We start from the raw sequence: 21378 nt of genomic DNA, 5'->3' as shown, positions 1-21378 counted from the left end.
GGGGACTGCTTGGACAACGTCATCATCGTCGCGTCTCGGCTTCGGCAATGGGAAGTTCGAACGGGCCTGCCGGTGCCCCGCTGCGGTCGCGTAGCGTGCACACCGGGCCATCGGCCCAGCAATAGCGGACATGCGTTGCGTGCGTCGACAGCGGGCCGCGCAGCAGGATCCGGCGCCCATCCAGTTCGGCGTCGCCGTAGTCGCAGTGGCGGGTATCACCCCTGGTCCCGCACAGTTCAAAACCAATCGGACGCAGCGCGCCGGTCGCGGTGAGCACGCCTTCGACATCCTCGAACGCAATGGCCACGCCAGCGGGCGTCCGCACGGCCGTTACCGCTCGCGGACCCGACGGCGCCACGTCCTGCTTGCCGTACACCACGTGGCGCGCCACGCGCGCCAGGCGGCGCCCGAGCTCCTGCTTGTTCGGCGGATGGATGTCGTAGGCGTCGCCGATGTCGATGGCAATGGCGAGCCCGCTCCGCGCATCCTCGGCGGCGACGCGCCGCTGCGCCTCACGCACCTGCGCCCAACCGCTGGCGGCGGGCACCACCGGCGGCTGGCCGTAGCCGGCCAGCTGCACCAGCAGCAGTTGCGTGCGCGCACCGAACTGCCGCCGCCAGTCCTCGCGCAGCGCACGCAACCGCATCGCATACGCCGCACCATCGCTGGTGTTCGATTCACCTTGATACCAGAGCATGCCGCGCAGCCCGAAGCCCCCGAGCGGTGCGATCATCCCGTTGTACAGCGTCGACAGCCCGGTGGCGGCCTGCCATGGCGCGAAAGGCGGCGCCTGCTGGCCCGCCGCCACCCGGTATTTCCAGAGGCCCTGCAGTGCCACGCGCTCGCCGTTGTCGAACTGCAGGCCGTATGCCGTTGAGGGGCCGGCCAGGCCGCCTTCGCCGTAGGTGTCCAGCACGTTGACCGCAATGCTGTTGGATCCCGCCTTCAACAGGCCACTCGGCAACGGATAGCGCCTCTGGCCGGCGCCGTACTGGCTGCCGACGGCGACCCCGTTCACCCAGGTCACGTCCACCTCGTCGGCCGATGCCAGCTCCAGGGTCGCGCCGCGTGCAGCCTGTTCAGCGCTCAGCACCACCTGCGTGCGATACCAGACCATGCCGTTGTAATCGGCAAGCGCGGGCTCGTTCCACCGCTCCCATGCGCCCAGTGTGGCCGGTGCGTGCGACCATGCGCGGTCATCGGTATCCGCGCGCCAAGGTGCGTCGCCCGGCAGCGCCCCTTCGCGCGTCTCCCACCAGTGCTGCCAGTGGCGGCCCCAGGCTGCGCGTGCCTCCAGCGGATCACGGGCAGAGCGCGCGAGAATATCGAGGGCCTCGTCCATGCCACCTTGCCCGCGCAGGGCATCGGTACTGGTCCAGGCCTCGATCCGCGAGCCGCCCCACGCTGCCTGGATCAGCCCCATCGGTACGGCAACCGTGCGCTGCAGTTCGCGGGCGAAATAGAAGCAGGCTGCAGAGAAACCGCGCACCGAATCGGGCGTTGCCCGCGTCCATCCAGGGTCACCCTTGAAGCTCTCCTGCGCCTGCACGGCCGCGTCCTTCGGCACGCTGAACAGCCGGATCCGTGGCAGCGTGGCCGAGGCGATCTCGCTGGCTGCGTTGAGCGAGCGCCAGACCGGCAGCTCCATGTTCGACTGCCCCGCGCACAACCAGACGTCGCCGACCAGAAGATCCCGCGCCGTCTCACGCCGGGTCCCGGCGGTTGCCTCGAGGGTGTACGGGCCGCCTGCGGCGATGGCGGGGAACATGGCCTGCCAGCGGCCTGCCCTATCGGCCTGTGTGGCCACCGCCTGGCCCGCGAAGGTGGCCGATACCGCCTGCCCAGGGCTTGCCTGGCCCCAGACGGTGATCGGCCGGTCGCGCTGCAGGACCGCATGGTCCTGGAACAGCGGGTGCAGCAAACCCGTCGTTTCGCCGGCCGCCACCGGTGCGGCAAGCCACGCCAGCACCATCAACGCCGCCGCGCGCGCGGACCATCCGAACCGGTTCATCGCCCATCTCCGGGTGCGAAAGGAAACTGCAACGCCTGGTAGTACGACAACGGCTGTGGCGGTGGCCGTTCTCCCGCCGGCAGCGGTCGGCCGCTGACTGACTGGAAGTACGCCACACTGGCATCGCGCCACCACTGCGCTTCCTCGCGCTGGATCTGCAGGAACGCCGCCACCTGCTGGTGCCGCTGCGGATCGATCCGATCGCGCAGGCCCGCCCAGGTCGCCTGCATCGACTGCACCTGGCGCACACCCCGCGAATAGCGCCCGACCAGTTCGTCCCACAGCGTCCTGCCCGAGCGCATGCGGCGGTCCCACGGCACGTGATGGAACCACAGCAGCAGCGACTCGGGCACCCGCGCCGGATCGCCATAAACCCCGGCAACCGGCGGGAAGTACTGCCCCACGGCGTTGCTTCCGCTTGCGCTGCGGTCAAAACCGATGCCGTTGCGGTCTGCACGGTGGTAGTAGACCGACGTCCAGTCCGCACGCGGGCCGCCGTCCACCCAGGGGCCGGGACCGTAGTGATGGCCGCGTGCCATGAGGTGATGCAACCCAAGCGGCGTCATGTAGTCCACTGCCGCCTCGCGCGAGTCCATCATCATCCGCACGATCGGGCCGGTCACCTGCGGGTCGGGCGAGAAGGTCAGCGCGGCCCAGTCCTCGGCAATGCCGCGCGCGGACTGCTGCGGATTCCATGCCAGTCGCCCGAACGCGTACCAGTTGGCCTGGTCGAAATGCGAGCCGCTCCAGGTGCGGTCTACGCCAATGTTCGCAACGCCGGCGATGCCGGTCAGTGCATGACCTTCCAACGAGCCGTCGATCACGCGGGCGACCGTGGAGCCCTCGCCACGTGCATGGGTGTCGGCCTGCAGCACTTCTTCGTAAAGCGTTCCCAGGTACACCAGGTGCGTCGCAAAACCCAGGTACTCCTTGGTGATCTGCAGTTCCATCATCAGCGGCGTGCGTGGCATGGCGCCGAACAGCGGATGGAACGGCTCGCGCGGCTGGAAGTCGATGGGACCGTTCTTCACCTGCACGATCACGTTGGGGCGGAAGGCACCGTCCAGCCCGACAAACTCGCTGTACGCCTGCTTGGCGCGATCTTCGGGAACCTGGTGCGAGTACACGAAGGCGCGCCACATCACTACGCCGTTGTAGGGCGCCAGTGCCTCGGCCAGCAGGTTGGCGCCGTCGGCATGGGAACGACCGTAATCCTGCGGGCCGGGTTGCCCCTCCGAGTTCGCCTTGACCAGGAAACCGCCGAAATCCGGAATGCGCGCATGGATCTCATCGACCTTGTCGCGCCACCAGCGCCGCACAGCCGGATCCAGCGGATCAGCCGTTGCCAGGCCGCCAAGCTCGATGGGCGCACTGAAGCGCGCGCTCAGGTAGACCCGGATGCCATAGGGCCGGAACAGGTCGGCCAGCGCGGCGGCCTTGGCCAGATAGGCCGGCGACAGGCTCAGCGCACTGGCATTGACGTTGTTGAGGACGGTGCCGTTGATGCCGAGCGAGGCGTTGGCACGGGCGTAGTCGGTGTAGCGCGGGTCACGCCACTGCGGCAACGTCTGCCAGTCCCACAGCGAGCTGCCTGCATAGCCACGCTCGACGTAACGATCCAGGTCGTCCCAATGGTTGAGCACACGCAGTGCGACCTGCGGCGACTCATGCACATCCAGCGCCTGCAGTGGGGTGCCACGCTGCATCAGCCGCAGCAGATGGAACATGCCATACAGCACGCCGACATCCTGGCGTGCCGCCACAAGCAGCACATCGCGCGCCTCGATCCGGACCCGGCGGATCAGGAAGCCCTCGTCGCCCAACGTGGCGATCTCGTTGCCGTACGCGGCGACGAGTGTCGAAGATTGCGGCGTGCCCAGCACCAGGGCACGCTCGGTACTGATTGCCGTTCGCATTGGCGGCGACGCTCCCAGCAATCCAGGGAGGCTGCGCGCAAGCTCGTCGCGGGTGGCGCGCTGCATTGGCGTGCGATCCGGGGCCACCACTTCGGCCAGTTGCCGCCGGTAATCGGCAGCGACCGTTGCGGCAACCGGCTGGTAGCGCATCCACAGCGCATAGCCATCCTCCGCCCGTGCCCCGCCAACACAGGCCAGCAGCACGAGCAGGGCCCACAGGTGCGTGCCGACAGCGCGCAACAACGGCGTTAACATGCGCCTTTGTAGACTACGTCCGGGCCCGGGGCAGCGCATCATCGTCCTTCGCACCCGCGCGGCTGCGCCACCAAGAACAAAGGGATCGTGCATTGGACAAGCCGAAGAAATCGGTTCGCCGCAGAACCGCAGGCGTGACGATCGACGAGGTTGCGGCCCTTGCCGGCGTTTCGCCGATGACCGTGTCGCGGGTAATCAACCAGGGCAAGGTGCGCGACGTCACCCGCGAGCGCGTGCTGCGCGCCGTGCGTGAGCTGGGCTATACGCCCAATCTTGCCGCCAGTTCGCTGGCCGCTGCACAGCACACGCGCATTGCGCTGATCTACACCAACCCCAGCGGCGCCTACCTGCGCGAACTGCTGGTGGGCCTGCTGCGCGTTGCCTCCAGTTCCGCCATCCAGCTGGTCATCGACTACTGGGACAACCTGGATGCCGAATCCGAACGCAGGGCGGCGCGTGCGCTCGCCGGACGCGTCGACGGGGTGATCCTGCCGCCGCCGCTGTGCGAATCGCAGGCCGCCGTAAGCGAACTGGTCAAGGCTGGCATTCCGGTGGTGGCCATCGCATCGGGTCGCCTGAGCGAGGCCCTGTCCTGCGTCCGCATCGACGATTTCAGTGCGGGCAGGGAAATGACCGATCACCTGCTCCGGCAGGGACACACCCGCATCGGTTTCATCCGTGGGCGCGATGACCTGAGCGCAAGTGCACTCCGCTACGACGGCTTCGTCACCGCCCTGCGCGAGGCCGGGCTGGCGGTGGAGCCCGGCCTGGTCCAGCACGGTGACTACACCTACCGGTCCGGCCTGGCCGCGGCCGAGAAGCTGCTGTCCCAGCGCCGGCCACCGACCGCGATTTTCGCCAGCAACGACGACATGGGCGCCGCCGCCATCTCCGTGGCGCATCGGCGCGGGCTGGAAGTGCCACGCGACCTGTCGGTGGTGGGTTTCGATGACACCTCGGCCGCCACCACCGTGTGGCCGGAACTGACCACGATCCACCAGCCCATCGCCTCGATGGCCAACGCGGCCATCGACATCCTGCTGCGCACCATCCGCCGGCCTGCGGGGGACGCAACGGTGCTGCGCGAACATGTGATGCCGCATCGGCTGATCGCACGCGGTTCGGTAGCCGCACCGCCCACGCGCCGGTAGCGAAGGCCCCGCCCTCATGCCTGCGCCTGCGCAGTAGGCGGCAGGGTGCCGGTCAGGCCGGCAGCAATCATGCGCCGCATCCAAGGGCGACCTCGGCTTCGTTCAGTGCGCCCAGCGCGACGCGTGACACGGAGATCGTCATCGCATCGGCCGTCACCACCGACCACGGTCGGTCGATCGCGTCCAGCTTTGCACCCGCCTTGGCCAGGCACTTCAGCGGCACGCCAACGCGCTTCCACTGGCCTTGTGGAAGGGCCGCCAGCGACGGCCCGATGGCGATGCGTGCCGAGCAGCCCACGCCGCAACCGACCGACAGCCACGCCTCACCCTCCGGCGCAGCGTCCACGCGCAGCGTGGTCAGCAGCATCAGGTCACCGTTGGATTCGCGCTGCAGGTCCAGCGCCGTGTGCGACTGCAGTGCAGCAACGGCCTCGCCCTTGCCCGACCAGGCCAGGCGTCGCCCATCCTCCTGCGCCAGATGATCCACGCCGGTGATCTTCAGCCGATCATCGGGCAACGCGTCCGGCACGCGGGTCACGGTCAGGCCCTGGCCTGCGGCCTGCTCAAGGCGCAGCGCCATGCCGGGGCCTGCATCACCGCGCGCGAAGAACACGCCGGTCGCGCCCTCGTTGCCGGTCACGCCCGATGCCTCCGGCAGCGCGGCCAGGTCGCCGTTGTCGGCGTAGGTCAGGCCGAAGCCGAACGCAAACAACGGATCGTAGTCCTTCTGGCCGACGTTGTTGGCGTACTGGGTGGCGGTGCGCGGCCAGCTGAAACTGAGCTTGCCCTTGAAATCGTGCTGCACCCCGCCATCGCTTCCGCGCAGCAGTACATCGGCAATGCCGGCGCCTTCCGAGCCCGGCAGCCACGCGGCCACGAAGGCATCGGCGGCATTGATTTCCCGGTTCACCCAGAGCGGCCGCCCGCTCAGGAAGACCGCGACGACCGGTATGCCATCGGCCTTGAGTCGCTTGAGCAGCGCCAGATCCGTTTCGTTGCCCGGCTTGTAGGCCAAGGTGGGCCGGTCCCCCTGGAACTCGGCATAGGGGTCTTCGCCAAACACCACCACCGCCACGTCGGGTTTCACTGCATAGCGACCGTCAACGGCAAGCACGGCTTCACCACCGGCCGCCCTGGCCTGGCGCGCGATGCCCTCGTAGATGGAGTCCGCATTGGGGAAGTCCTTGCGCGTGGTGCCGGTGCCCTGCCAGTTGAGCGTCCAGCCACCGGCCTGCTTGCCGACATCGTTGGCACCGTCGCCGGCCACGAGGATCCGCTGCTTCGGCGACAGCGGCAGGACGCCGTTCTGGTTCTTCAGCAGGACCAGCGATTCGCGCACGGCCTGCCGGGCCACCGCGCGATGTGCCGGCGCGCCGATCAGTGCGAACTGCCCGCCAACGGCCCGCGTGGACGGCCTGCCGGCCTCGAACAGCCCCAGGCGGAACTTGACCCGCAGTATCCGGCGCACCGCATCGTCCAGGCGCTGCGGCGTTATCCGGCCGTCCTTCACCGCAGCCAGCGTCGTCTCGTAGAAGCCTTTCCAGCTGTCCGAGGCCATCGCCATGTCCAGGCCCGCGTTGATCGTGGCCGGGCAGTCCGTGGTGGTGCAGCCCTTGACCTGGCCATGACCATTCCAGTCGCCCACCACGAAGCCACCGAAGTTCATGCGTCCCTTGAGCACATCGGTGAGGTAGTGCCGGTGCCCGTGCATCTTTTCACCGTTGACGCTGTTGAACGATGCCATCGCGGTCTGCGCGCCGGCGGCGATGGCCGGCGGGTATCCGGCGGCGTGGATGCGTACCAGGTCCGGCTCACTGATGCGGGTGTCGCCCTGGTCCTTGCCGTCGGTGGTGCCGCCATCACCGAGAAAGTGCTTCACCGAGGCGATCACATGGCGGCCATCGAGGAACTCCGGTGTTCCCACCCTGCCCTGCAATCCCTCCACCATGGCGCCGGCATAGCTGGCCACCACCTCGGGCGATTCCGAGTAGCCCTCGTAGCTGCGGCCCCAGCGATCATCCTGGGGTACCGCAACGGTCGGCGCGAACGTCCACTCCATGCCGGTGACGCGGGTTTCCAGCGCGGTGATGTCACCGATCTTCCGCAGCAGCTCCGGATTGCGCGTGGCGCCCAGCCCGATGTTGTGCGGGAACAACGTGGCGCCAATGATGTTGCTCTGCCCGTGCACGGCATCGATGCCGAACAGCAGCGGGATGGCCTTGCCGCCTTTCGACGTGTCCATGGACGCGTCGTAAAAGGCGTCTGCCAGCGCCAGCCACTCGGCTGGCGACGCATCGTAGCGGCCACCGGGGTCGGAATTGCCACCGGCCAGGATCGAACCAAGGCGGTAGCGCCGCACGTCATCGGGGGTGAGGCTGGCAATGTCGCCCTGCACGAGCTGGCCGACCTTTTCCTCCACCGTCATGCCGGCCATCAGGTCGGTGATCCGCTTCTCCAGAGCAGGATCCGCGGCCAGTGGCCAGGTGACCTGCGGCCACGGGTCGCTGGCGGTTCCCGCAGTGGCGGCGGGCCGGTCCTGGCCGTGGCAACCGAGCAATCCCAGCATCACTACTGCGAGCAGCATGCCGCTGCGGGATACGGAGGTCTGCGATGTCATGGCGCTCATCCTTCCATCTGCTCCAGTTCCTTGCCCTTGGTCTCGTGCACATGCCGGACCACGAAAATCACCGAGATGATCGCCGCCACCAGGTAGATGCCGTAGGTGGCCGCCAGCCCGGCCGCGGCCAGCAGCATCGGGAACGTCACCGTGACCACGAAGTTGGAGGTCCATTGCGCTGCGCCGGCGACCGCCAGTGCCGAACCGCGGATCTGGTTCGGGAACATCTCGCCCAGCATCACCCACATCACCGGCCCCCACGACAGGTTGAAGAACACGACATAGGCATTGGCCGCCACCAGCGCCAGCGTGCCCATGCGCCCGGGTAGCTGCAGATGCCCGTCGGCCAGTGAACCACTTGCAAACGCGACCACCACCAGTGCAAGCGACAGCGACATCCCGGCCGAGCCGAACCACAGCAGGGGCTTGCGGCCGATCCGGTCGATCAGCAGCACCGTGACCACGCAGGCGCCGATGCTCAGCGCGCCGGACAGCACGTTGATCAGCAGCGCGTCGTTTTCGGAAAAGCCGACCGCCTGCCACAGCACGGCGCCGTAGTAGAACACCACGTTGATGCCGACCAGCTGCTGGAAGCAGGCCAGTCCGACGCCGACCCACACAATCGGGCGGATCCGCCCGGTCGCCCGGCTCTTCAGATCGGACAGGCGCGGGCGATGGTGGTCGTTGGACAGCGAGGCATCGATCTCTTCGAGCGTGGCGCGGGCCTTGTCGTTGCCGAGCAGCCGGGTGAGCACGCGCAGCGCGTCGTCCTTGCGCCGCTTCACCACCAGGTAGCGCGGGCTCTCAGGAATGGTCAGCAACAGCAGCAGGAACACCAGCGATGGCGCGGCCTGCATCCAGAACATCCAGCGCCAGGCAGCCTGCCCGGCCCACAGCGGCTCGGTCGACGCGCCCGCTGCGGCCGCCAGCAGGTAGTTGGACAGGAAGGCAGCGGTGAGCCCGGTGATGATCGCGATCTGCTGCACCGTGGCCAGGCGGCCGCGATAGCGGGCCGGAGCGACCTCGGCAATGTAGGCCGGCGAGATCACGCTCGCCGCGCCTACCGCGAACCCACCCAACACCCGCGCCGCAATGAACCAGCCCGACGAGGCCGCCGCCCCGGCACCGAGTGCCGACAGCAGGAACATCACCGCCGACAGGATCAGCACGTTGCGACGGCCGAGGCGGTCGGCCAGGCGGCCGGCACTGAACGCGCCCACCGCACAGCCCAGCAGCATCGACGCGATCTCGAACCCCTGCATCCATTCACCGGACCGGAACGCCTGGTGCAGGCCGTCCTGGGTGCCGTTGATCACGCCGCTGTCGAAGCCGAACAGAAAACCGCCAATCGTCGCTACCACGCTGATCAGTACGATCAGCCGGGTGTTCTCACCGCTGCCTGCTGCCTGGTTCATTCCCGTCCCCTTGAGTGCATCGTTGCCGCGCTCAGCGCAGCAGGTACTGGTTGAGCAGATTTTCGTAACGCTCCTGCTTGCCGCTGGCCTGGTGCGGTTCGCCGAGGCGGGCGGCCAGGCCCGCCAGGTCCGGCAGGCTGAGCGCGCCACGCTCGAACTCCTGGCCGGCGCCGCTGTCGAAACTCGCGTAGCGCTCCTTGCGCCATTGCTCCCAGGGCGACTCGGTCAGCAGTGCATGGGCAACCTCCAGCCCGCGTGCGAACGCATCCATGCCGCCGATATGGGCAATGAACAGATCCTCCAGGTCGGTCGACTCACGGCGCACTTTGGCATCGAAGTTCAACCCGCCCTCCAGCCCGCCCTGGCGCAGCACGACCAGCATTGCACCTACCGTGTCGTACAGATCGCTGGGGAACTGGTCGGTGTCCCAGCCGTTCTGCGCGTTGCCGCGGTTGGCATCGATGCTGCCGAGCAGGCCATGGTCGGACGCAACCTGCAGGTCGTGCTCGAAGGTGTGCCCGGACAACGTGGCGTGGTTGGCTTCGATGTTGAGCTTGAAGTCCTTGTCCAGCCCATGCTCCTTCAGGAAGCCCACCACCGTGGCACTGTCGAAGTCATACTGGTGCTTCATCGGCTCCATCGGCTTGGGCTCGATCAGGAAGTTGCCCTTCAGGCCGATGCTGCGGCCGTAGTCGCGGGCCATGGTGAGGAAGCGCGCGAAATGTTCGATCTCGCGCTTCATCTGGGTATTGGCCAACGACGCATAACCTTCGCGTCCGCCCCAGAAAACGTAGTGCTCGCCGCCGAGTTCGACCGTGGCCTCCAGCGCGGCCTTGACCTGCACCGCTGCGCGCGCGACCACTGCGAAGTCGGGGTTGGTCGATGCGCCGTTCATGTAGCGCGGGTGCGAGAACAGGTTGGCCGTGCCCCACAGCAGCCTGACGCCGGTGGCCTCCTGGCGCGCCTTGGCCAGGGCCACCATGTGCGAGAGGTTCTTCTGGTACTGGCCGATGTCGTCGGCATCCGGCGCCAGGTCGATATCGTGGAAGCACCAGTACGGCACGCCCAGCTTGGTGAAGAACTCGAACGCCGCGTCCACCTTCGCTTCGGCCGTGGCCAGTGGCGAGGCTGCCTCCCACGGGAACTGCCGGGTACCCGGGCCGAACGGATCGTGCCCGGCATTGCAGAAGGTGTGCCAGTAGCACACGGCGAAGCGCAGATGCTCCTGCATGGTCTTGCCACCGATGACCCGGTTTGCATCGTAGACCTTGAAGGCAAGCGGATTGTCCGAGCCCTTGCCCTCGAACGGAATGCGGCCGACGCCGGGGAAGTACTCCTTGGCGCCGATGAAGGGCTGCGTGCTCATGGTGCGTGCTCCTGTCGTTGTACGAGGTGTCGTGGAGGAGCCATCAGCCGCGCTGCAGCGGCGCGATGGCATCAAGATGGCTGAGGAAGCGTGCGTAGGCCCGTGCATAGGCAGCGCTGCGATCCGGATCCGGCCGTGCGGACTGCGCGGGATCGACGGTGACGTGGCGCGCGGTGATGTCGCTGATCGAGGCGGCGTCTCCCTGCGCCCGGGCGAGCGCCCACAGCGCCTGCAGTGCCGCACCAAACGCCGCGCCTTCGGCCTGCACCGGGACGTCCACCGGCAGGCCGAACACATCAGCCACCAGCTGACGCCAGGCCGCGCTGTTGCTGCCGCCGCCGGTGAGCACGATGCGATCGAACTGCATGCCCGCGCGGACGAAGGCGTCGTAGCCGTACTTCAGGCTGTAGGTCGCGCCCTCCATGGCGGCGCGGTAGAGGTGCGCCGGGGTGAAATTGGCGATGTCCAGGCCTGCCAGCACGCCCTTGCCGAGCGGCAGGTCGGGGGTACGTTCGCCATTGAGGAACGGCAGCATCACCAGCCCCCCTGCGCCCGGCGGCGTCGCGTGGAGGTGCGCATCGCCGTCGCGGGTGCTGAAACCGAGGGCGCTGGCCACGCGTTCGGTGGCCACGGTGCAGTTCATGGTGCAGATCAGCGGCAGCCAGCCCCCCGTGGACGAGCAGAACGCCGCCCACGCGCCGTCCGGATCGATCACCGGCGAGCCGGAATAGGCGAACAGCGTTCCGGAGGTTCCCAGGCTCATCGCCAGCCGCCCTTCCGTGACGCAGCCGGTGCCGATTGCCGCCATCATGTTGTCGCCGCCACCTACGGCAATCTTCACGGCCGCCGGCAGCCCCAACTCGGCCGCTGCCTTCGGCGCGATATCGAACAGGGCATCGGGTGCTGCGATCGGCGGCAGGCAGGCGGCAAGATCACGATCAGGATCGGTGGCGCGCAGCAGTTCCTGCGACCAGGTGCGTGTGCGCACGTCCAGCCAGCCGGTTCCGGACGCATCGCCAAGCTCGCAGAACCGCTGCCCGGTCAACACGAAATTCAGGTAGTCGTGTGGCAGCAGGATGGTCGCCAGCCGCGCATAGGCGTCGGCACGGTGGATCCGGGTCCAGGGCAGCTTGGACGCTGTGTAGCCGGCCAGGATCGGGTTGCCCGCCAGCGCGATGGTCCGTTGGAACCCGCCCACGGCGTCCATGATCTGGATGCATTCGGCCGAGGTGCTGGTGTCGCACCACAGCTTGGCCGGCGCCAGTACCTCGCCAGCATCATCAACCAGCACGAACCCATGCTGCTGCCCCGATACCGCCAGTGCGACGATGCGAGCGCGCAGCGAGGGGTCGATCCTGGCAAAGCAGTCGCGCAGGGCCGACACCCAGCCGGCAGGCGCCTGTTCACGGCTGCCGTCGGCACCGCTGTCCAGCGCGAGCGGCACGCTGGCCGAGGCCACCACCACCTGCGTCCGCGGGTCATAGACCAGCACCTTCAGGCTCTGCGTCCCTGCATCGATCCCTGCAACCAGACCCATCGAAACCGCCTCCGATCAAAAAAGGTAGCGCTAACATTCCGTGGACTCAAAAAGGGGGCGTGGTGTCCGGCCCCCTCGTTGCCACCGCGCGCGTCATCGCCAGCGGTGTTGCCGCACTGTAACCAGCTGCAGCGGAAAAAGCGTGCTGCAACGCAAAACCCTGTTACGCGCTTGCTGCCGTCGAACGCCACACGTCCACGCCGGACCTGCAGTACTGCGCGATGAACTCCGCCTGCGCCGGCATCTGCGCGGCAGCCTGCTGCACGGGCTGCTGGATGTCCTTCAACAGGGTGCGCAGATCGGCGTCGCTCACGGCCCGCGCCAGCGGGTGGGCGGGACCGGGCGCGATGCCCTGCCCGAGCAGCACGCTGGTCCAGGATTCCACGCGGAAAACCTCGCCGGGGTCCTGCCACGCATGTGCACGCTCGCGCCACGCGCTCAGCCGCTGCTGCAGCGATTCGGGCAAGCGCATTTCGCGACACGCCTTCCACATCGGTTCGGTGCGCTGCGTTGCGTGGTAGTGCAGGATGATGAAGTCGCGCACGTGCTCCATTTCCTGGCGGCTGACATCGTTGTACAGCTTCACCAGCGACGCACTGATGCCGTCGAACGGGAACAGCTGGATCAGGCGCACTACCGCGCTGATCGTCAGATGGATGCTGGTCGACTCCAGCGGTTCGATGAAGCCGCTGGACAGCCCGAGCGACACCACGTTCCTGTTCCAGGCCTTCAGCCGGCGCCCGCTGCGGAACGGCACCTTCCATGGATCGCGCAAGGGTGGAGCCCCGGCATCGCGCAGCAGCTTCGCTGCGGCCTCGTCATCGGACAGGTGGCGGCTGTCATACACCAGCCCGCAGCCAACGCGGTGCTGCAGCGCGATGTGCCAGCGCCACCCCGCTTCGTGGGCGATCGCCCGGGTATAGGGCACCGGCGGCGCCACCGCTTCGGTCTGCACCGCCACGGCGCGGTCGCACGGCAGCCATTGGTGCCAGTCCTCGTAGCCGGTGCCCAGCGTCTGCTCGATCAGCAGGCCACGGAAGCCGGTGCAGTCGATGAACAGGTCGCCCTCGATCACCTGGCCGTCGTCCAGTACCAGCGCCTGCACCGAACCGTCGTGCGCGTGCTGCCTGACCTGGGCGATCCTGCCTTCGATCCGGCGCAGGCCGTGGGCCTCGGCCCTGCGGCGCAGGAACCGCGCATACAGGCTGGCATCGAAATGATACGCATAGCTGGCCTGCGGCTGGGTGTGCAGCGAGAAGCGGTCGCCATGCGATGCGATGCTCTCCAGGCTGAAGTCGCCCAGCTCCGAGGGCATGCCGCGGCGCAGGCTGTCCAGCCAGAAGTGATGGAAGGGTGCCGCCCAGGTGCCGTGGCCGATGGTGCCGAACGGATGGAAGAAGCGATCCCCCGGCAGGCGCCAGTTCTCGAACGAGATCGACAGCTTGAAGGTGCCGGCCACCGCGCGCAGGAACTCCTGCTCGTCAATCTGCAGGAAGCGATGGAAGGTGCGGATCGGCGGCACGGTGGACTCACCGACGCCGACCGTGCCGATCTGCTCGGACTCGACCAGCGTGATCTGCAGCTGGTCACGGAACTGATGCGCCAGCGCGCAGCCGGCCAGCCATCCCGCCGTACCGCCACCGGCAATGACCACCTTGCGGATGCGCCCTGCAGGCGTGCTCTGGGTATCCAACACGGTGCCCTCTCTCAACGGTTGAGCCTGCCCAGCAGCATCGCGCGCATGCGGCGGGCGCGCTGCTCGTCGAACGGTGCCAGATCCCCGCGCGCCGTCTCAGGCAGGTGCTGACCGGCGCGCTCGCCGGGGCCGAATACGTAGTAACGGAAGAGCCCTTCCCAGGCCTGCTTCTCACGCGCTGGCAGGTCGCGCACGGACCACATCGCGTGCTGCAGCGCCGCCAGCGGCGACCCCAGCCAGGCCGGTGAGCTTCGCCACCAGTAGTTCACCAGCACGTTGAACGGTTCCAGGCTGCGTACATGGTGCCACCACATGCTGGGAATGAAGATCGCATCGCCGGGCCCAAGTACCGCGCTGCGTGCATGCGCCAGCGCCTCGCGGAAACGTGGATGCCGATCGAAGTCGGGGCGCTCGAAGTCCACCACGCTGACCACCTGTCCGCCCGGCGTGGGATCGAGCGGGCCCGGATACAGGTTGTCGACCTGGGCGGGCGGGAACAGCGTGAACTCGCGCTGCCCCACCGCACAGCAGGCGAGGTTGTCGGGTGTGTCGAAATGGCACGAGGCCGTCACCCGGTTGCCGATCCAGATGCTGGCTGTGGCGTCGATGCCCTGCTTCGCCAGCCCGGCATCGTTGGCCTGCGCGAATGCCGGCAGCAGTGCCCGCGTGATCGGCAGCGAGGCCACGTAATAGGTTGGCGGCCGCGGCGCATGCAGCGTCGCGGCGATCTCTTCCAGCACCTGGGCGAGTACACCACGCCGCACTTCGAAGTTCAGCCGGGTGAAGTCCGCGCTGTAGAACGGGCGGCCCGCGATCTCGGCGCCGCCGAACGAGTACTGGATGGGCGCACCCGCATCGACGCTGCACAGGTACGCCATCGCGTCACGCACGCCACCCAGTCCGGCCTGGACCAGTGGCCAACCGCTGGCGATGCCGCGCAGTACGACCGGCTCACCGGCCTCCACCAGGGCGGCCAATGGCAAGGCAGCAGGATCGATGCCTTCCAGGATCCGTATCGGCAGGCGGGCTTGCACCGGTCAGTTCCTGACCGCCTGCGCGGTGCCGTCCTGGACGCGGAGACGGCGCTGCTTCTCGGCGATCAGGCGGCGCATGTTATGCAGCGACGCAAGCATCAGGTACGCACCTTCCAGGTAACCGGCGCGGTTCAACGCCGCCAGGCGTGAACTGTCCAGCGCCGCCAGTCGCTCGCGGTCGATGCCGTGCAATCCGCTCACCCCCACGCGGTGATGCGGCGCGAGCTGCACATCAAGCGTGACCGGCTGGATGAGGCCACAGTCGTCGAGCATCGTGAACATGCCGGCCGCGAAGGCACTGCCCTCGTGGATGCCGCGCAGCACGCCAGCGATGTGGTCCAGGTAAGGCGTGTTTCCACCCTGCGGCAGGAACACCGGCTCACCGGCGCCGCAGGTGACACGCGGATGGTCCAAGTCGACGTGCATCACCGCGTCCTGGGTGAGCAGGCCGTCCACGTAGTGCTCCTGGAAGCCGATCAGGAACGGCCCTTTTGCGGCCGCGCCGGGCAGGTAGGAGGCATTCCAGCGTCCGTCCTGCAGGTACAGGTTCTCGTGCTGCTCGAAACCCAGCAGGGCCACGGACTGCCACGCCCCGGTCCCGGCCTCCCGGCGCAGGAAGATCGGATACTCGCGCTGCAGTTCGGCGAACTCGCTGGGATAGGCCGGCACCATGCCCACCGCATCGCCGAACTGCGGCCCGAATCCGGTGGCGACCTTCAGGTCCCGATGCGCGATGTTGTTGAGCATTTCATAGCGGGCCATCGAGGTATCCAGTCCAGTGCGGGGTGGCTGGCCAGCAGGGTAGCGCAGGCGCGCGACAGGTGCGGCGACTCGGCCCCGGGCGGCACCGCCGCGGACAGCGGTGCCGTGCCGGGCGCATCGGCAACCAGGCTCAGAACTTGTAGCGGACGCCCAGCATGTAGCGCGGGCTCTGGTCGGCCAGCTTGACGATCATCTGCGAGGTGCGCGAGCGCCACCGCACATCCTCGCCGGTCAGGTTGATCGCCTCCAGGCTGAAGGACCAGTGGTCATCCAGCGCGTAGTTGACGCTGAGATCCCACTGCTCGTACGGCTCCACGTAGTACGGATTGCGGCTGGAGCCCTGGTTGGCCAGGATCAGGTACTGGTCGCGCCAGTTCCATGCCAGGCGCACCGACCACCCGTACTTCTCGTACATCAGCATGGCGTTGGCAGTGTCGCTCAGGCCGGTGAGCGAGAACTGGTCGATACCCGGATCGCCGCCATTGTTGTAGCCGACATCACCTTTGACCACGGTGTAGTTGGCCAGCACGCCGAAGCCGGTGTCACCGAAGAAGTACTGGCCGCCCAGTTCCCAGCCATGCAGCTTGGACTTGTTCTGGTTGATCGGGCGATTGACGTTGAACTGGTACAGCGGGTCGTTGGCCTGCCCATACAGATCGTAGGCCGCTTCGGTGGCCAGTACCTGCGCATCGGTGCCGTTGTAGGCGCCCAGGCCAGCTGGATTGTTGCGCAGCAGCGCCAGTGCGGTGAACAGCGAGGTGTCGTTGGCTGAGCAGGCGGCCGCATTGGCCGGCCCGACCTGGGCCACGCAGGCGCCGCTGGTCAGGAAGTCCAACGCCGCCCGCGCATCCGGCCCGGAGGTCGGGTCGGTGAGGCCGTACAGGCTTTCCTGGACGACCGTGTTGCCGATGAAGTTGCTGACCGACTTGTTCCAGTAGGTCAATGACACATAGCTGGCGTCGGCGAAGTACCACTCCAGCCCCAGGTCGAGGTTGTCCGATTCCAGCGGCTTCAGGCTCGGGTTCTGTGAATTGCCGCTGGCGCGCGACGACGGATCGATCAGCACCGAGCCGAACGGCTGCTGGGCACCGGGCCCTGCATACAGGTTGCCGTACGGCGCGCGGGCGATGCTCTTGCCGAACGAAACGCGGCCCTTCAGTTCCTCGGTGAGGTCGATGCTGAAATCAAGGTTGGGCAGGATGTAGCTGTACCGCGCCTTCTCGGTGAAGGGCTGCTGCTCATCGGACAGCACGATGCGGAAATCGTTGTTGGCCTGCCACTCGATGGACTCGGGAACGGCAATGACCGAGGTCGACACCACGTCGGTGGTTTCATAGCGCACGCCCAGGCGGGTATTGGTGCGCATGCCGCCCAGCTCCCCGTCCAGCTCCACCTGGAAGTACGCCGCCTTGGTCTTCTCTTCCACGAAGTTGTCGGCAGCGCGTTGCGGATCCACGCCCAGGCCGACGCCGTACTCGCGCGACGCCCATTGCGCGAGCTGCCCGGCATTGCCGCGCCAGGCCGGCCAGCTGTTGGCACTGTAGTCATCGAACAGGCCGACGATGCTGACCGGCTGCAGCAGGTCCATCAGGCCGGCGGCGGTATCCCGGTCCACGTTGGCCACGCCCCAGTCGCCCAGTGTCGAATAGGCCTCGGCGGCCTGGATGCGGTGGGTGGTGGACTTGTTCGTATCCACGCCGAACTGGAAGCGGCCGTGGTCGAAGTTCCATTCGCCGTCGACACGCGCCTGCTTGATCTTGCTGATCTGGGTCTGCGCGTTGACGCGCAGCACCTGGGTGCCTATCTCGCCTTCCTGGAAGCCCGGATTGACCACGCCATTGGTCCCGGCGATCGCATCGGCAGTACTGGGATACCAGACCTGGGTGCCGACCGGCAGGCCATTGTTGAAGTTCAACTCCTGTACCCAGGAGCCACCGCAATGCGGGCCACGGGTGCAGTTGTTGGTGCCGGCAATGCTCATGAAGATGGAGCCGCCGCCGGTCAGTGGGTCATTGGGGCGGCTTTCATTCTTCGAATTGTGCGCATCGAAGCTGAGCTTGAAACGGTCGCTGACATTCCAGACCGCGTTGAAGCCCAGCGAGCCCAGCTTGTACTCCTGCATGCTGCGCTGCTGTTCCAGCCCGAAGTCCTTGGTGCCGGCGATCTCGCGGATGTAGACCGGGGTGGCGACCGCACCGGAGGTGTCGAACTGGACATTGGTGTAGTTGCTGTTCTGCAGCCACATGCCCTGCTCGCCACGATTCTCGGTGATCTCGTTGGTCGAGTAGGTGTAATCCATCGTCAGGGTCAGGCTGTCCGTCGGTGCGAACTGCAGCACGGCCTGCCCATTGACTCGCTCGCGCTCGAATTCGGAGAACGCGTAGCGCAGGTCGTTGGGCCGCGCATAGAGCTGGCCGACGGCCGGGGCGTTCACCACGGTCGGGTTGCCCGGCATCGACCCCGTCCAGGGCTGCACGTTCCAGTAGTTCTCCGTGGCCTGCACCGAGCCGCCCTTGCGCTTCTGCTGGCTCGCGCTGAGGCTGACGCCAAAGGTCTTTTCCGGATTGCTGTAACTGAAGATGCCCGACAGCTCCGGCGTCAGGTCGTTGTCGAACGGCTGGCTCTGGTCGGAGACCAGCTTTGCCCCGGCATTGGCCACGATGCCGGCGTGGTCGAGCGGGCGAGAGGTCAGGATGTTGATCGTCGCGCCGATGCCACCGCTGGGCACCTGTGCCTGGCTGGTCTTGTAGACCTCGATGCCATTGATGGCCTCGGCGGCCAGCTGCGCGAAATTGAAGGCGCGAGTGCCGCCGTCGACACCGCCGATGGCCACCTGCCCGGAGGCACCGAATGCATCGGCGCCGGGCATCTGGCGACCATTGAGCGTGACCATGTTGAACTGCGGACCAAAGCCACGCGCGGTCACCTGCGCGCCCTCGCCGTCACGGCGCTCGATGGAGATGCCGGTGATGCGCTGCAACGACTCGGCAAGATTGGTATCGGGGAACTTGCCGATGTCCTCGGCGCTGATCGCATCGACCACGCCCGCCGAGTCGCGCTTGATGTCCATGGCCTGGCTCAGGCTGTTGCGTATGCCCGTGACCTGCACTGCATCGAGCTGGGTGGGCTGCGACTGGCTCTGCGGCTGCTGCCCGGTTGCCGTTGCTGCGTCCTGCGCAAACGCAGGATTGATGACCAGGGCGCCACCCACGAAGGTGAACATGGCCCGGGACCGGAACTTCGCCAACGCGCGGCTCATGAACCGGACCTCGGGCCCGGGGTGCCACGGAAACTGCAAGTGCTCATGAAAGTCCCCTCTGACATACGATCGAATGGATGTACCGCCCCCTCCCAGGGGCACGCACGGGCGTGGCCCGCATTCCAAACCGAACAGCACGGCTGCTGGAGCACGCCGCGACTTACACTTGCTTTTCAAGCCTGCCAGGACAAACACGCGGCAAAGAAGGCAGCCCCTGGACCCTGGATCCCCGTCCGACTGGTAGCGCTACCATCGCGTTGCAGCGGAGAGTAATCACCCGGGTTCGCGCTTGTCACCATGCAGCGCAGCAAATCGGCAGCGCGCGTAGCGGCGCTGGAATCACCCCGCTACTGATGACCGGGCTGCTGCTGCATCCGGTCACCGCTCACCCGCCGCAGGAAAGATGCCCGCGCCTGCGGGTCATCCAGAAAGGAACGCACCGTGAACGCTCTCCAGCGCATCGCCGCCGCAGTCGGCTCGCCGTACTCGTTCCGTCCGGCTCCGCCGTTTTCGCGGCCAACGCCGTGATCGTGGACGGAGCAGATGAGCCGCTCACCGTGGTGCTACGCAGGGGCTACCACTCCGGTCCCAGCAGCTTCATCACTTCGACCTCCAGTTTCTGCGCGGCCTCGTCCTGGGAGGCGACCTTGATGCACAGCCCCGACTGCGCCGGCCCGGGCATCAGCTGGTATCGGTTGATGGTGCCGCCCCCGTCGCCGTCCAGCGCCACGCGCGCCACCACCGTGCGCCCATTGGCGTGGAAGGTCCAGTCCTGGTAATCAAACATGCTTCAGTATCCCGGCGGCCAAGGGGTCATCCCACCTTAGGCGGCACGACAGTGAAGAAGGCTCCAGGAAGTTGTTCAGAGCGCGTGGACATGATGATGGCAGCACCTACTGCAGTGCCCGCGCCAATTGCAGGACATCGGCGAAGAAGGACGCGTAGTCGTCCTGTGGGGCGCGGTGGCTCTCGCGCCGATGGATCAGGCGCACTGCGACGACGCGTTGTTCCGGAACGATCATCAGGTATTGGCCCAGGTAGCCGTTGGCGGCAAAGCCGACGACCGGTCCCCGTGTGATGTCGTAGAGATCGGCGAGCTTCAGGCCGCGCGCGGCGATCTGGCTGGCGTAACGCTGCGGCCCGTCCGCACCCAACCGTTCGGTGAGGAATGCGATCAACTGCCCCCGGCTGTCGAACGTGCGCCCCGCGCTGGCCTGCACGGCGCGGCGCACGTCATCGTCAACGCCGTGCCCGGCCAGCAGGTCATCCAGCCGGGGTTTGAGCTGATAGCGTTCCCACGCTGGTATCCGCCACCACAACAGGCCCACCTCAGGCGAGCGGGCACTTTCAGCAGTGATCAATGCCACTGACCGTTCACTCAACAGTCGTTTGCCATCCGGCGCCACGCCTCCATCCAGCAACAGTTGCCCGATGGCGGCAAGATCGGCGGCACGCAGGGACAGGCCCGCCATTCCCAGCGGAGTGCCTGCCTCATCCTTCATCCAGGTGTGGTGGGCAATGCCCAGCGGCTTGAACAGGCGCGCATCCAGGTAGGCATCCAGCGGCTCGCCCGCCAGGCGCTCGACAATGCCGGGCAGCAGGTTGGTGGCCTTGTTGTTGTAGGAAAACACGGCGCCCGGGTCGTCACTCAGCTCGGCTGCCAGTGCCAGTTTGACCAGGTCCGGGGCCCCTTCCAGTTCGGCGCCCGCGTTCGCCACGTTCTGCAGGCCGGAGGTGTGGTCCAGCAGCATGCGCACGGTGATGCGGCTCTTCCTGCCCTGTTTCCATTCCGGATAGATCTGGCTGACCGGTACGTCGATCGAAGCCAGCTTTCCTTCGTCCAGCAGCAACGCAATGCCCAGCGCGACGACGGACTTGGTTGCCGACATCAGGTGCACGGATTCCTGCGCTGGGGCGGGCTTCAGCTCAAGCAGCGTGTCCCGGTCGTGCATCACGAGCACCGCATCGGTATGCGAAGCACGCGCGTTGCGCTCGATCGTGGCGAGGGCGTCGGCACGCGGCGTCGCATGGGTGGGCCCCGCGATGCCGATCACGAGGGCCAGGGCGCAGGACAACCAGCAGGACGTTGGCATTGCGTTCTCTTCCAGTGAGTGTGCCCGCAGTTTGACTACACATGTAGTCAAACTGCAGTGCCTGAAGTCATACCGCGCTTGATTGCCCATCCGCACTGGACGCCGGGTTCGTCACTAACCCGCCCGGCCCCCCAGCAGTCGCCATGCCAGTGCGCACGGTATGATGCGGCGATCCCGGAACCTGCGATGATTGCAGCGGCCGCCCATCCGCTGATCGCGTGCGCCAGGAGCACCTGCGCCGGGGTCGCTGCCGGTGCCGCTGAAGC

Annotated in this window: 13 protein-coding genes; 1 reads left to right on the top strand and 12 read right to left on the bottom strand. The window is 67.1% G+C overall.

Annotated elements, in window-relative coordinates; genetic code table 11:
• Positions 1–22: 22 nt before the first annotated feature.
• The gene (locus AC5P8F_RS13620) at positions 23–2011 is read right to left on the bottom strand and encodes a sialate O-acetylesterase (protein WP_495228360.1); all 1989 of its coding nucleotides are present in this window, start codon (positions 2009–2011) and stop codon (positions 23–25) included.
• The gene (locus tag AC5P8F_RS13615) at positions 2008–4182 is read right to left on the bottom strand and encodes an alpha-glucuronidase family glycosyl hydrolase (RefSeq protein ID WP_495228358.1); all 2175 of its coding nucleotides are present in this window, start codon (positions 4180–4182) and stop codon (positions 2008–2010) included. Before AC5P8F_RS13615 ends, AC5P8F_RS13620 begins: the two co-directional genes overlap by 4 nt.
• Positions 4183–4274: 92 nt before the next feature.
• Between AC5P8F_RS13615 and AC5P8F_RS13610 the strand changes: the two genes are divergently transcribed.
• Entirely contained in the window at positions 4275–5333 is a 1059-nt protein-coding gene (locus AC5P8F_RS13610; RefSeq protein ID WP_014647205.1) for a LacI family DNA-binding transcriptional regulator, read from the top strand.
• A 67-nt stretch (positions 5334–5400) separates the two neighbouring features.
• On the opposite strand, the gene AC5P8F_RS13605 is transcribed toward AC5P8F_RS13610, so the two are convergent.
• The 10 genes from AC5P8F_RS13605 to AC5P8F_RS13560 form a co-directional block, all read right to left on the bottom strand.
• Positions 5401–7959, bottom strand: a complete 2559-nt coding sequence (locus tag AC5P8F_RS13605) for a glycoside hydrolase family 3 protein (RefSeq protein WP_495228356.1) — start codon at positions 7957–7959, stop codon at positions 5401–5403.
• Positions 7956–9365, bottom strand: a complete 1410-nt coding sequence (locus tag AC5P8F_RS13600; protein ID WP_495228354.1) for a sugar porter family MFS transporter — start codon at positions 9363–9365, stop codon at positions 7956–7958. The genes AC5P8F_RS13605 and AC5P8F_RS13600 overlap by 4 nt, the downstream gene beginning before the upstream one ends.
• Before the next feature lie 31 nt (positions 9366–9396).
• Positions 9397–10731, bottom strand: a complete 1335-nt coding sequence (gene xylA / locus AC5P8F_RS13595) for a xylose isomerase (RefSeq protein WP_014647208.1) — start codon at positions 10729–10731, stop codon at positions 9397–9399.
• Positions 10732–10774: 43 nt separating this feature from the next.
• Positions 10775–12268: a xylulokinase gene (gene xylB, locus AC5P8F_RS13590; protein ID WP_495228352.1), complete on the bottom strand. Its 1494-nt coding sequence runs from the start codon at positions 12266–12268 to the stop codon at positions 10775–10777.
• 163 nt (positions 12269–12431) lie between these two features.
• Positions 12432–13964: a tryptophan halogenase family protein gene (locus AC5P8F_RS13585; RefSeq protein WP_329767821.1), complete on the bottom strand. Its 1533-nt coding sequence runs from the start codon at positions 13962–13964 to the stop codon at positions 12432–12434.
• A gap of 11 nt (positions 13965–13975) precedes the next feature.
• Positions 13976–14998, bottom strand: a complete 1023-nt coding sequence (locus AC5P8F_RS13580) for a cupin-like domain-containing protein (protein ID WP_197574215.1) — start codon at positions 14996–14998, stop codon at positions 13976–13978.
• Between the two features lie 3 nt (positions 14999–15001).
• Entirely contained in the window at positions 15002–15760 is a 759-nt protein-coding gene (locus AC5P8F_RS13575) for a SapC family protein (RefSeq protein ID WP_241883885.1), read from the bottom strand.
• Positions 15761–15890: 130 nt separating this feature from the next.
• Positions 15891–19019, bottom strand: a complete 3129-nt coding sequence (locus AC5P8F_RS13570) for a TonB-dependent receptor (protein WP_014647213.1) — start codon at positions 19017–19019, stop codon at positions 15891–15893.
• 574 nt (positions 19020–19593) lie between these two features.
• A complete protein-coding gene (locus AC5P8F_RS13565) occupies positions 19594–19806 on the bottom strand; it encodes a hypothetical protein (protein ID WP_032957243.1) in 213 nt (70 codons plus the stop codon).
• Between the two features lie 106 nt (positions 19807–19912).
• Positions 19913–21094, bottom strand: a complete 1182-nt coding sequence (locus AC5P8F_RS13560; RefSeq protein ID WP_329767914.1) for a serine hydrolase domain-containing protein — start codon at positions 21092–21094, stop codon at positions 19913–19915.
• Positions 21095–21378: the final 284 nt, after the last annotated feature.

Source organism: Stenotrophomonas sp. YJH_SMC_69, assembly GCF_059370495.1.
This window is presented reverse-complemented; position numbering and strand designations above follow the sequence as displayed.

Coding starts and splice junctions, on each gene's coding strand:
- AC5P8F_RS13620 (WP_495228360.1), bottom strand. CDS start 2,011: ATGAACCGGTTCGGATGGTCCGCGCGCGCGGCGGCGTTGATGGTGCTG.
- AC5P8F_RS13605 (WP_495228356.1), bottom strand. CDS start 7,959: ATGAGCGCCATGACATCGCAGACCTCCGTATCCCGCAGCGGCATGCTG.
- AC5P8F_RS13575 (WP_241883885.1), bottom strand. CDS start 15,760: ATGGCCCGCTATGAAATGCTCAACAACATCGCGCATCGGGACCTGAAG.
- xylA (WP_014647208.1), bottom strand. CDS start 10,731: ATGAGCACGCAGCCCTTCATCGGCGCCAAGGAGTACTTCCCCGGCGTC.
- xylB (WP_495228352.1), bottom strand. CDS start 12,268: ATGGGTCTGGTTGCAGGGATCGATGCAGGGACGCAGAGCCTGAAGGTG.
- AC5P8F_RS13615 (WP_495228358.1), bottom strand. CDS start 4,182: ATGTTAACGCCGTTGTTGCGCGCTGTCGGCACGCACCTGTGGGCCCTG.
- AC5P8F_RS13570 (WP_014647213.1), bottom strand. CDS start 19,019: ATGAGCCGCGCGTTGGCGAAGTTCCGGTCCCGGGCCATGTTCACCTTC.
- AC5P8F_RS13600 (WP_495228354.1), bottom strand. CDS start 9,365: ATGAACCAGGCAGCAGGCAGCGGTGAGAACACCCGGCTGATCGTACTG.
- AC5P8F_RS13565 (WP_032957243.1), bottom strand. CDS start 19,806: ATGTTTGATTACCAGGACTGGACCTTCCACGCCAATGGGCGCACGGTG.